The organism is Bdellovibrio sp. BCCA (genome assembly GCF_037996825.1).
In the GTDB taxonomy this organism is placed as follows: Bacteria; Bdellovibrionota; Bdellovibrionia; order Bdellovibrionales; family Bdellovibrionaceae; genus Bdellovibrio.
This window is the reverse complement of sequence record NZ_JBBNAC010000001.1, coordinates 132,455-144,768: the sequence shown is the minus strand read 5'-3', so window position 1 is coordinate 144,768 and position 12,314 is coordinate 132,455. Positions and strand designations below refer to the sequence as shown.

Genomic DNA, 12,314 nt, shown 5'->3' with positions numbered 1-12,314 from the left:
TAAAGTCGTCATGATGCTCGATTTTATCTTGAACCTCGATAAGAGCCTTTTTGTATTGGTGAATTCCCAGTGGACTGCGGCTTGGGCCGATCAGTTTTTTCCATTCATCACAGACCTTCACAAGACGCCGTTTTTTAAAACCGTGATGGTGCCTCTGATCCTTGCGATTTTCATCTGGCGCCGAGGACTGAAAAAAGGTCTCGTGATTTTTTTCTTCTGCGTTCTTGCTGTTGGAGCATCTGATGGTTTTGGCAACTGGGCTCTTAAAAAAACCGTGCAGCGACCGCGGCCTGCGGAAACTCAAGGATTGACGGTTCAGGTGCGCGCTCCTTTTGGAGGCTTTAGCTTCGTTTCAAATCACGCTACCAATATGTTCACGTTTGCTAGCTTTACGAGCGCGATTTTTCCTCCGGCCTCTATACCACTTTATACCGTCGCAACATTAGTGGCATACAGTCGCGTTTACAATGGCGTGCATTTTCCCACAGACGTTATTTGCGGCGGTCTTTTGGGTTGTCTCTTTGGACTTTTATTTTCTCGTCTCTGCCAAAAATTGCTTCTTCGACTTGATTCAGAAGGGACTGTCACACCATGAAAATTCTTGTTACTGGCGCCAATGGTTTTTTAGGAAGCTGGGTGACCAAAGCCCTTGTGAACGAAGGTCACAATGTTTACGCCTTGGTTCGTCCTAAAAGTGATATCTCCGAATTAGAAGGTGTTAACTGCAAGTATGTTCACGGGGATGTAACCGACATCCACTCGCTTTTAGAAGCCTTTAAAGGTGTCGACACGGTTTTTCATTTGGCCGGAGTGATCGCTTATAAAAAATCTCAGCGCGCTATGATGGATAAAGTGAATGTTCAGGGAACAGCGAATGTGGTTTCGGTCTGTCGCGAACACAAAGTCCGTCGCCTGGTTTATCTTTCCTCTGTCGTTGCGATCGGTGCCGGCTACACGCCGAATGATATTCTTAACGAAGAATCCCCTTATAATGTGGCGGATCTCAATCTTGGCTATTTTGAAACCAAACACCAAGCCGAACAAATCGTGAAAGCGGCTTGCGATAAAGGTGAAATCAACGCCGTCATGCTAAATCCTTCGACGATCTATGGCGCAGGCGATGCTAAAAAAGGCAGTCGCAAAATGCAGTTGAAAGTCGCTCAGGGAAAACTCAAATTCTACACTTCAGGTGGCGTGAATGTTGTTGCCGTGGAAGACGTAGTAGCAGGCATTCTTAGCGCCTGGAAAAATGGTCGCAAAGGTGAAAGATACATTCTTTCAGGTGAAAATATTCTTATCAAAGATCTTTTCGCTATGATCGCCGCAGAGGCTGGGGTAAAAGCTCCTTCACATTTACTTCCTGACGGTCTTCTTCACGCTGTCGGTGCCGTAGGTGATTTCATGGAGAAGATGGGTCTTAAAGGGCCTTTAAGCCGTGAGAATGCTTACACCGCGACGATGTATCATTGGTTTGATTCTAGCAAAGCGCAAAGCGAACTTGATTTTAAACCTCGTCCGGCTCGTGAAGCCATTCACAACAGTGTGCAGTGGATGAAAGATCAAGGTTTGCTTTCGTAAGGTCTGAATGAAAAAGGTCATTTTCTTTTCTCTTGGTGTATTCACTTTAATGGCAGGAGCCGTTGCCATTCTTTGGAACTGGCTTCCTACTGAAAAAGAAATTAAAGGCTGTCTTGTCACTCGCATGTATCAAGTAGAACTTTGTCCTGGTTCAAAAGACTATGTTCCTTTAAAGCAAATTTCTTCGAATCTACAAAAGGCGATAATCTTGACCGAAGATTCCAACTTCTGGAATCACAAAGGTTTTGATTGGGATGCGATTGAGAAAAATGCCCGCGAAGGCTGGGAGTCCGGAGTTTTTAAGCGCGGTGGTTCTACCATCACTCAACAGCTTGCAAAGAACATGTTTCTGACCAAAGATCGCACCTTCATTCGTAAAGGTCTTGAAGCTATCATCACAGATCGTATTGAGCACACACTCACGAAGAAAGAGATCTTAGAAAGATATCTTAACGTCGTTGAGTTCGGTAAAGATATTTACGGCGTAAAAGCGGCAGCAAAATATTATTTCAAGAAAACACCGGCAGAACTTTCAGTCGTAGAAAGTGCCTTCCTTGCGATGGTCCTTCCGAATCCTGTTAAGTATTCAAAATCTTATTATCGTAAAGAACTCACACCGTTTGCAAAAACACGTCTGAATCGCATTGTTGAAGACATGTATCGCTACAACCGCATTTCTCAAGACGAGTACGATGTAGCCGTGAACCAAGTGGCCTATTTCTTTCAACCAGAACCGCCTCCTGAAGAACTCAATGTTCCTGCCGAAGAAATTCCCACGTTGCAAGATCTAGAGAATGCAGAGATGGAAGAGAGTGAACAATGAAGATAGTTTCCGCCTGCCTTTCGGGAGTTCATTGTCGGTACGATTGCAAAGCACAAGCGCGCTCTTCCATTGAAGAAATGGTTCGCAATGGCGAAGCGATTCCCGTTTGCCCTGAACAGATGGGCGGTCTTTCCACTCCCCGTCCTCCGGCAGAACGTATTGGCGATAAGGTTCTTACTAAATCAGGGGAAGACGTGACAGCTCAGTATCACCAAGGGGCCCTTGAGGCTTTGCAGATCGCAAAGCTTTGTGGCGCGATGGAAGCTCTTCTTAAATCAAAGTCCCCCATGTGTGGCCACGGAAAAATCTATGATGGCACATTCTCTGGAAATCTGACCGAAGGCGACGGTGTTTTTGCCGAGCTTTTAAAAAAACACGGCATTAAAATCACAGTCGTTGATTAAACTATTTCAAAAGTTTTTTGCGAATACGGAAGAATGAAACGTTCATGCAGATCCATGTTGCGATGAACAGAATTAGAACGTGAACACCCACCATAAGTGTCGGTCCTTGATGAAGAACTCCACGAACGGCCGCCACAGCGTGCGTGAGCGGGAATAGGTAAGACAAATAACGAAGTCCGCTTGGTAATTGTTCAAGCGGGAAATAAGTGCCGCTCAAAAGACTCATCGGAACAATCAACCCTGAAGTAGAATAAATGAAAGAGTCATAGTTTCTTGCAAACGAAGTAAAGATCATTCCAATGCAAGAAAAGAGCGCCGACAATAAAAACAAAATCGGCAGAGCTAAAATGATTCTGTAAGAATCAATCAAGCCAAAAAACAATGCCACAACAGTGACACCCATAACACCAAAGAATCCTTTGCTCGCCGCCCACAAAAGTTCACCGGCCACGATTTCTTCCGGGCCCACACGTGTCAGCATGATTGTCGCGTAAGTTTTTTGATGTGTCAGTTTCGTGTAGTTTCCGTAAGTGCCCTCAAAGAAAGCCACCATCATCGCAGTCGTTGATAACAACGCCGGAAAAAAGAATTCGATATAAGACATGCCGCCCATGTTGTTCACAAAGGCACCTAAGCCAAAACCGATGGCACCCAAGTAAATTACAGGCTCTAAGACAATCCAGAATAAAGAAACCAGCCACGTCTTTTTGAAATACAAAAAGTTACGGGACCAAACTTGAAAAGCACCGCTGTTGACCTTGGGTCGAGAGAAGAAATCTTTAAATTTCATATTACTCATCCCTCAACTGGTGACCAGCCAACTTTAAAAACACATCGTTTAAAGTCGGTTTACGGATATAGATTTTATCGCTTGCAATCAAGTCTACTACACGACGACCCTCTTGGTTTTCTTTCACCAAAACAGAGACCGTGTCTTTAATCACTTGATAAGCAAAGCCTTCCGCACGCAAACGACCCAAGTAGTAATTAAGATCCACAGGATTTGTATCAAACTCAACGACTTCCTTACCGATCAACTCACGGATCAAATCACGCGGTTTACCGACGGTGAGAATACGACCGTTGTCGATAATCGCCACACGATCACACATCTGTTCAGCTTCTTCCATATAATGAGTCGTCAGAACCAATGTGCTTTTTTCAGATTTGAGATGTTTAAAGAAATCCCAAATCCAAATACGCGCCTGCGGATCAAGACCAGTTGTTGGTTCATCAAGGAAGATCACTTCAGGGGAATTAATCAGACCACGAGCAATCGCCAAACGGCGTTTCATACCGCCGCTCAAAGTTTCTACCGAGCGATCCTGGTATTCTTCAAGCTTCATCAAACGCAACAAAGCCTGAGCCCGAAGATCCGCTTCGGCTTTCGGAATTTTATGAAAACTTGCGTAGACTAAGAGATTTTCGAGAACGGTGAAGTCTGGATCTAGGCCGTCCTCTTGCGGGACGACCCCGATGCGAGATTTGATCTCACGATAATTTTTTTTAACATTCAGGCCGAGAACGTAAAGCTCCCCGCTGGTAACGAGGGCTGAGCAATACATCATCTTCATCGTTGTTGATTTGCCCGCCCCGTTAGGACCTAAGAGACCGAAACATTCGCCCTTGTAAATTTCAAGACTGATTCCATTCACAGCGACTCTATCGTCGTATTTCTTTGTCAGGTCTTTAATCTCAATGGCGACGTTTGTACTCATTATTCCTTCGCTGCTCTTGCACGTTTATGTGGATCTAGTTCTTTCAAACGTAGACGGATCGTTTTCGGAGTGACCTCGATCAACTCTGAATCTTTGATCCATTCCATCGCTCTTTCCAATGTCATTTTCTTCACTGGAACAAGGCGGATAGCTTCATCTGAACCCGAAGCACGTACGTTCGTCAATTTTTTCTCACGAGTGATGTTTACTTCTAGATCATTCTCTTTGGCGTGTTCACCAACGATCATGCCCTCGTACACATCGTCACCGTGTTCAACCATCATAATACCGCGCTCTTGAAGATTCCAGATCGCGTAAGCTGTTGCAGTGCCTTTACGGTCAGAAATCATCGCACCATTCATACGGTGTTCGATTTCTCCACGGTAGTCATCCCAACCGTCGAATTGCGTATTCAAAAGACCTGTACCACGAGTGTCAGTCAAGAAGTCTGAACGGTAACCGATCAAACCACGAGAAGGGATACGGAACTCAAGACGTGTACGACCCGAACCTTTTTGAACCATGTTCGTCATCACACCTTTACGTTTTCCCAATTTCTCTGTCACCGCACCAACGAATTGGTCTTCGATATCGATAACCGCGATCTCCATTGGTTCCATTTTCTTGCCGTTTTCTTCTTTGAAGACAACAGTCGGTTTAGAAACAAGAAGCTCGAAGTTTTCACGGCGCATTTGTTCGATCAATACACCCAATTGCAACTCACCACGGCCGATAACTTTGAAAGCATCGGTGTTGTCCGTTTTTTCTACGCGGATCGCAACGTTGTACAAAAGTTCTCTTTCAAGGCGCTCGATGATTTTACGTGATGTTACGTTTTTACCATCAAGACCTGCGAAAGGTCCGTTGTTGACCGAGAACACCATACCTACTGTCGGCTCTTCAACGCGAATGCGCTCAAGAGGACGAGGATCAAGAACTGAAGTGATCGTGTCACCGATCGTGAAATCTTCCATACCTGCGATAACTACGATGTCACCGGCGCCAACTTCTTGCGCTGGAACTTGCGAGTTAACTTTGTACTGGAACAAAGCAGAGACTTTTACTTTCTTCTGAGTGTTGGCTTGAACGCAAAGAACTTCGTCACCCACTTTGATTGTTCCGGCTTTCATACGACCGATAGCCAAACGACCTACGTAATCATTGTATGAAATGTTAGAAACCATGACTTGAAGTGGAGCGTTCTCTTCAATTTTTGGAGGAGGAACGAGGTTTACGATAGCATCGTAAAGAACTTCCAAAGAACCTGTGTTCACATTTGGATCTAGAGTCGCCATACCTTCACGCGCGATTGCGTAAACAGTGTGGAAATCACATTGCTCTTCTGTTGCATCTAGATCGATGAACAAATCGAAAAGTTCGTTGTGAACTTCTTGGATACGAGCATCGGCACGGTCAATTTTGTTGATACAAACGATAACTTTTTTGCCGCCCTCAAGAGCTTTTTTCAATACGAAGCGAGTTTGTGGAAGTGGACCTTCAGAAGCGTCGCAAAGAAGGATACAACCATCCACCATGTTCAAGATACGTTCAACTTCACCACCGAAGTCACTATGTCCCGGTGTATCTACGATGTTAACTTTAATGTCTTTGTACATGAACGACGCGTTCTTCGCGGCGATCGTGATACCACGCTCTTTCTCAAGATCCATGGAGTCCATAAGACGTTCTTCAACGTGTTCGTTGTCACGGAAAGTACCTGCTTGCTTGATCAAGTGGTCAACCAGCGTCGTCTTTCCGTGGTCGACGTGTGCGATGATAGCAATATTTCTAATTTTCTTTGGATCTTGAACCATATTTACCCTTCGTTATTTTCAAAACTTCAAAACACTAAAACTAAAATTTAAATTTCGCACTGCAGGTTTTCGTTAGTCTCACGACTACCCGTGGCCCCCCATGAGGAATTCTTCCTGGCTTGTGTCTTCTTGTTCCACATTGCCAATGTTTGCGAAGAATTCATTCGCAAGGGCCATAATCTCTTCGTTGCTTTTGGATTGGAAAAGATTCTTTCTGAACTGTGCCGCTCCAGCATAACCTGTTGAGAACCATGCTGCAAACTTTCTGAGCTGGATGCCTGTGATGTGCTCATCACAATGCGCAACAATCTCACTTTTCAGGTCGTTAAATAGGCTCACATAATCTCTTTTAACGTCCTTCAGGGATTCGCCTCTCCACAAAGACAGCGCATCCATGAAAATAAACGGATTTTTAAGGCAACCGCGACCGATCATCACCCCGTCGCAACCCGACTGTTCTAGGCGAAGGTTTGCTTGGCGAGGTGTGAGGATGTCTCCATTTCCCAAAAGAGGAATCTTGGTTTTGGACTTCACGTCAGCGATAAAATCCCAGTCTGCAAGACCGGTGTAACCCTGAGCGCGAGTGCGACCATGAATCGCAACCCATTCGACACCTTCGTTGTAAGCGATGTTGCAAATTTCAACGGCGTTGCGAGTGTTCGCATCCCAACCTGTGCGAATCTTGATTGTCAGAGGAACTTTGATGGCAGCCTTAACAGTAGAAACCATTTTTTGAACAGCAGCGGGATCTTTCAAAATTGCCGAACCCGCACCCTTCTTCACCACTTTAGGAACGGGGCAACCGAAGTTCAGATCTACGAAATCACAACCTTCTGCCTCTGCCACTTGAGCCGCGCGTGCGACGATTTCTGGTTCTTCACCGAAAAGTTGAATCCCGATCGGACGCTGAGACTCATCAAAGCTCATCAACTTCATGGTTCTTTCAGATTTATATTCAATACCACTAGCGCTCACGAGTTCTGTGACGACAACACTGGTATCAAGTTTTTTCATGAAGGTGCGAAAAGCGTGGTCCGTAATCCCTGCCATAGGAGCAAGGACAAAAGGATTTGTCTTTAAGGCTTGAACTGGATTCATAGGCGCAAGGATATAACAAAAACGTAATGAAAAAGGTACTGGAGTTTTTAAAAACTGACCTTATTTCATGGGCTTAGGCATCCATAACGAATGTATTCGATCTGGCGTAAAAACCTCTCTCACATTAGAGCCACGTCACTCGGCCCTCAAGCTGTCTTGGGGCCTTGGGCGGATTGTGATCAGGATATCCGCAGACCATAGCGCAGAGAAGTTCGAGTTCGCCTTTTTGGTATTCCGGAAGTTTATCCACACCTAAAAACTTATCCACTTCTTCTTTGATTTCTAAGGGTGCACCCATGGTGCAGGAACCTAAACCCTCCACGAGACACGCGAGATTCATGTTTTCCACAGCCATATACACAGAGCCAATGCTTGTGTGATAGCGTTCTTCGTTGTCGTTGTGTGAGTATGCGAAGATAATCACGGGTGCATCACCCAAAGTATAAAAAAATCTTTCAGTGAACTGATACAAAGAGGGCTTTAATCTTTGCGACAAAATATCTTTGATACCAAGCCAAGATTTCTGTGAATATTTTAAATACTCTTCGCGCTTTTCTCCGGTCACAACAAAGAAGCGCCAGTTCTGGCGATTTTTTCCTGAAGGCGCATGCATTCCCGCCATCAAAATTTTTTCAATCACTTCTTTGGGAACGACGTCCGGTTTGTATTTACGAATGGATTTTCGGGATTCTAATAGTTGATAAAATTCTTCTTTATTCATAATTTCCTTTAGGTACCTGCTTCCCTTTGAAAACGGAAGGAACCTGGTACCTTTTTATCACGATGGGAAGCAGGTACCTTAGCCCATTTCTTCTGGACCAGCTTCAATGAATGTCTCGTGCAAGCGTCGAATCGCTTCTGGGCCTTGCTCTTCACTGACGAGGAAGCAGAAGTTGTGTTTGCTCGCACCCAAGCAAATCATGCGAACGTTGATGTCGGAAATAGCTTCGAAAATGTGTTTTCCTAAGCCCGCCGTGTGATTGATGTTGTTTCCGATTAGGGAAATTAACGCCAAGTTGTCTTCCACTTGTACGTCCGCAAATTGTGACAGGTCCGCGATCAGTTTTTTATTCACAAGCGTCGAATCATCTAATGTCACACTGACTGAAATTTCAGATGTTGTGATGGCGTCGATACTGACTTTGTGATCGTTAAAGACTTTGAAAATTTGGAACAAGAAACCATGCGCATGAAGCATTTCAGGAGTTGAAAGAGTCACAAGCACTTGTTTTTTTCTTAAGGCCATCGCACGAATAAGTGGATGGTCTTCAACGTCTTTACGAACCCACGTTCCCTTGGCTTCAGCATCAAAACTTGATCCTACAAAAACCGGAATGTTTTTGCGAATGGCTGGCAGGAGTGTCGCTGGATGCAAAACTTTGGCTCCAAAGGTCGCAAGCTCAGAGGCTTCTTTAAAAGAAATCTCGCTGATGGGTTTCGCTTTTGAACACAAGCGGGGATCTGTCGTCGCGATTCCTGCAACATCTGTCCAAATTTCAAGAACGTCAGCGGAAACACCTTCGGCTAAGATCGCAGCAGAGTAGTCGCTGCCTCCGCGCCCCAGGGTTGTCGTCATTCCTTCATCAGTCATGCCGATATAACCTTGTGTTACTACGACTTTTTTATGGTCACGCAAAAATCCTAAGTTTTCAGAGCACAGTTTTGCAATTTCAGAAGTCAGTGGTTTTGCTTTTCCGAAAGAATCATCTGTGCGAAGAACCGTGCGCACATCGAAAAGCTCCGCCGTTTTTTTAGAATTGTACTTTTGCAGAACCTTTGCCATTGCTTCAGTGAAAAGAACAGAAGACATTCTTTCACCAAGACTCATCAGTGTGTCCATAGCCTTCACAGAGCAATCACGAAGAAGGTGAACGCCTTTTGCTAAAGAGTTCATTTCTTCAAACAGAATTTCAAGGCGTTCTTGAGCGTGAGAGGAAATCGCCAGGTCACGTGCGATTTTTTCATGTTTATCGAGGATTTTTGTGATGATCTTTTCAGCTTCCGGCCACGGTTGAGATTCCGCCGTTTTACCCAAAGCGATCAAGTCGTTCGTAGTTCCTGAGGTTGCTGAGACCGCGATGAGGCTTGATCCCTGACGATGGCTGACCTCCGCACTGCGAAGCATGCACTCCGCGTCTCCCATTGACGTTCCACCAAATTTTGAAACAATCAGTTGTGCCACAAAAACTCCTCGGTCAAAGGCCTGACTTCCTAGGCATCTTATGCCTTTTCTGCTTTTTCATTCAATGAATTTTATGGCAGACTTTGAACATGACCACACCGGATTCAACTTTTAAAAAGACGGAACTAGCGCTCATGGGCCTTTTAGGCCTAGTAGCAATGACTCTAGTCACAGTCGCCGTCGTTCCTTCCCTGCGCACTAAAATCAAAGAAGCCGTCCTCATCGAGGATCGCGAGATCATTGCTAAAGCCAATGGGAACCTTTCACCGTCAGGCCCTCACGTAACTGTTTTAAAGATTAAAAACAAAAGCGGCCTCAGCCTTGAGGTCTATAATCAGGAAGAAAACGGCTCTTTGGTTTTAATGACCAAACTTCCACTTTTTGAAATCCGCGATGGTTATTTTCTTTTGCAAGGGAACGCTACGAATCTAGCAATTACGGATGTGGACAAAGACGGCATCCTTGAAATCGTCGCACCCACTTATGATGAACAGATGGTTCCTCGATTGAATATTTTTAAGTTCAACCCTGCAACCAAAACTTTTGATCGTATGACAGCACCTGAGGGCTATTCCCCTTAGGTTGCAAATTCGGATTTGTTGCGAAGAATTTCTCCTAACAAAACCATATCGACAGGTTTACTTAAATAACCATCAAAGCCCATCTCGAAGGATTTTTGCTGACCATCCACGCTGGCTTGTGCCGTTAAAGCGATGATGGGATTTTTATAACCCTTTTCACGTAAAAGAGCGGTGGCTTTATAACCGTCCATCACCGGCATTTTTATATCCATCAAAATAATATCGAAAGATTTTGCAAGAGCGCGCTCAACGGCTTCCGCTCCATTTTCAGAAGTTTCTACTTCCGCCCCTTCACGAGATAAATATCTTTTCATCAAAGCACATAAATCCGCAGAATCATCAACGACTAGAACCCGGCGGCCCTTGAGGAAATGACTTTCTTGATCAAGTTTTAGTTTTTCTGGAGGAAGCATTTTAGATTTATCGACCGGAACCAATCTTAACTCTGAAACAGGGCCTACATTTAAGCGCATTTCAAAAGTGGTTCCCTCGCCAATTTTTGAAGAGATAAGTTGTAAATCCCCTTCCATCATTTTCATCAAGCTTAAAGATAACGCCAGGCCTAGCCCCGAACCTTGCACGCGTTGGATTTCAGGATCTTCCCCGCGAACAAATGGCTTAAAGAGATTTCCTTGTGTGGTTTTATCCATTCCTAAACCAGTGTCAGAAACTTGGATCGCTAAGAATCCAATATTATCCGTGTTAGAAGAAAAGCTCACGCGCACCGTGATCGTCCCTTCACTGGTAAATTTCACCGCGTTTGAGAGAAGATTGATCAACACCTGTCTAAATCGCACAGAATCAGATTCAATCTGTTCCGGGATCAATGTTTCATACACAACATCCATCTTCAGCTTCTTTGCTTCCAAGGTCGCGCGAATCACCGAGATAGAGTCTTCAATTTCACGTACCGGATTCATCGGTGCTTTTTGAATGTACAAACGGTTTGTCTCAATCTTTGAAAGATCCAAGAGATCATTTACAAGCGACACCATATAATTACTTTGACGATAGATGGACTGCACGTCTTTGTGAGCTTGATCCGTTAAAGATTGATTTCTTAAAAGTGCCTCTGAAAAACCAAGAATCGCCGCTAATGGAGTCCTGATTTCATGACTGGCATTTGCAAGGAAAACGGATTTCGCGCGATTGGCGGCTTCGTGCAGATCTCTTTCCCTACGGAAGATCTCTTCATTCTTTTTAACCGTCACATCCCAGCAGATTCCGGCAAAGCGAAAAGGACGGCCGTCTGACAAACGGTGAAATTTTCCGCGAAGGGCGATGTGATGAAAAAATCCCGAGCGATCACGCACTATGTGTTCCGCATCGACGTCAACGCCCGCATCCACGTATGGCTTTAAGAGGCGGCGCAGTTCTTCTTGGCCCTCAGGAAATAAATTAATATTTCCTTTCCAATAAAATTGATCGTCCAATAAATCCCAGTCCCAGGTGAGAGCCTCAGAGGACTCCATCGACATCCGCAGACGCTCTTCACTTTTCTGAAGTTCCGCATCCAAGCTTAGGGAATTCATAACGGCGATATGTAGATTTTTTCCGATCATCAGCATCAGAAAAGCGTAAAATCCGACGAGAACTCCCATGAGGAGATTAAAATCTTCGCCACTGGATTTTAAAAAACCAATGCTCCATAAACCCATGGCAGGTAAGATCACACAACTCATCGCCGCTCTGTATGAGACGTATGTGATCATCGCGCCAGCGGTCATGCATGAGATTAAAAGTGACGTGATCACTTTTTGGATCACAGTTCCGTCGGAAACAATGAAACCTATCGCTCCCCAACCAAACCCAGAAACCGCAAGCGACGTGCAAATGAAATAAAGCCAGAAACGAGTCTCTTCGAAGCTTTTAATTTTACTGCGCGCTTTTTGCCATCGGTAATATGCGAAGAAACGAAGGAAAGCTGAGAAGTTAAGAATCACAAACCAAGGAATAAGAAACTTTGGTGACAAAGTTCCCCAAGTCACGAAGACAAAAGCCATGGTGTTTACGAAAATGGCCAGCAGGCCTGCGATGTTTTGCCGGTAAAGAAGATCGATTCTACGAATTTCTAATTCAAGGGACCCTTGACTCGTTTGAGGCATGTAATTTTCAA

12 protein-coding genes are annotated in these 12,314 nt (G+C 44.7%); 5 read left to right on the top strand and 7 right to left on the bottom strand.

All coding sequences use genetic code 11. The features are described from left to right. The first annotated feature begins 13 nt into the window (after positions 1-13). The 4 genes from AAAA78_RS00720 to AAAA78_RS00705 are packed head-to-tail and all read left to right on the top strand — an operon-like array spanning position 14 to position 2,805. Positions 14-595 (top strand): phosphatase PAP2 family protein, encoded by a 582-nt coding sequence (locus tag AAAA78_RS00720; protein WP_340589802.1) that lies wholly within the window; start codon positions 14-16, stop codon positions 593-595. Next, on the top strand, positions 592-1,578 hold the full coding sequence (locus AAAA78_RS00715; protein ID WP_340589800.1) for an NAD-dependent epimerase/dehydratase family protein: 987 nt from the start codon (positions 592-594) through the stop codon (positions 1,576-1,578). Before AAAA78_RS00720 ends, AAAA78_RS00715 begins: the two co-directional genes overlap by 4 nt. A gap of 7 nt (positions 1,579-1,585) precedes the next feature. Further along, positions 1,586-2,401, top strand: a complete 816-nt coding sequence (gene mtgA / locus AAAA78_RS00710) for a monofunctional biosynthetic peptidoglycan transglycosylase (protein ID WP_340589798.1) — start codon at positions 1,586-1,588, stop codon at positions 2,399-2,401. After that, on the top strand, positions 2,398-2,805 hold the full coding sequence (locus tag AAAA78_RS00705; protein WP_340589796.1) for a DUF523 domain-containing protein: 408 nt from the start codon (positions 2,398-2,400) through the stop codon (positions 2,803-2,805). The genes mtgA and AAAA78_RS00705 overlap by 4 nt, the downstream gene beginning before the upstream one ends. A 1-nt stretch (position 2,806) precedes the next feature. Here the strand turns inward: AAAA78_RS00705 and AAAA78_RS00700 are convergent, their stop codons facing one another. The 6 genes from AAAA78_RS00700 to lysC form a co-directional block, all read right to left on the bottom strand. After that, positions 2,807-3,595 (bottom strand): ABC transporter permease, encoded by a 789-nt coding sequence (locus tag AAAA78_RS00700; protein WP_340589794.1) that lies wholly within the window; start codon positions 3,593-3,595, stop codon positions 2,807-2,809. Position 3,596: 1 nt separating this feature from the next. Then, on the bottom strand, positions 3,597-4,523 hold the full coding sequence (locus tag AAAA78_RS00695; protein WP_340589792.1) for an ABC transporter ATP-binding protein: 927 nt from the start codon (positions 4,521-4,523) through the stop codon (positions 3,597-3,599). Further along, positions 4,523-6,337 (bottom strand): translational GTPase TypA, encoded by a 1,815-nt coding sequence (gene typA, locus AAAA78_RS00690; RefSeq protein ID WP_340589790.1) that lies wholly within the window; start codon positions 6,335-6,337, stop codon positions 4,523-4,525. The genes AAAA78_RS00695 and typA overlap by 1 nt, the downstream gene beginning before the upstream one ends. Positions 6,338-6,421: 84 nt before the next feature. Next, positions 6,422-7,435 (bottom strand): tRNA dihydrouridine synthase DusB, encoded by a 1,014-nt coding sequence (gene dusB / locus AAAA78_RS00685; RefSeq protein ID WP_340589788.1) that lies wholly within the window; start codon positions 7,433-7,435, stop codon positions 6,422-6,424. A gap of 124 nt (positions 7,436-7,559) precedes the next feature. Then, positions 7,560-8,156, bottom strand: coding sequence for a nitroreductase family protein (locus AAAA78_RS00680; RefSeq protein WP_340589786.1), 597 nt, complete (start codon positions 8,154-8,156; stop codon positions 7,560-7,562). A 78-nt stretch (positions 8,157-8,234) separates the two neighbouring features. Then, positions 8,235-9,617, bottom strand: a complete 1,383-nt coding sequence (gene lysC / locus AAAA78_RS00675) for a lysine-sensitive aspartokinase 3 (RefSeq protein WP_340589785.1) — start codon at positions 9,615-9,617, stop codon at positions 8,235-8,237. An 89-nt stretch (positions 9,618-9,706) separates the two neighbouring features. Between lysC and AAAA78_RS00670 the strand changes: the two genes are divergently transcribed. Continuing rightward, positions 9,707-10,198 carry a hypothetical protein gene (locus AAAA78_RS00670; protein ID WP_340589783.1) on the top strand — a complete coding sequence of 164 codons (492 nt, stop codon included), beginning with the start codon at positions 9,707-9,709 and terminating at the stop codon, positions 10,196-10,198. Here the strand turns inward: AAAA78_RS00670 and AAAA78_RS00665 are convergent. Next, positions 10,195-12,303 carry a response regulator gene (locus tag AAAA78_RS00665; protein WP_340589781.1) on the bottom strand — a complete coding sequence of 703 codons (2,109 nt, stop codon included), beginning with the start codon at positions 12,301-12,303 and terminating at the stop codon, positions 10,195-10,197. The genes AAAA78_RS00670 and AAAA78_RS00665 overlap by 4 nt on opposite strands. Positions 12,304-12,314: the final 11 nt, after the last annotated feature.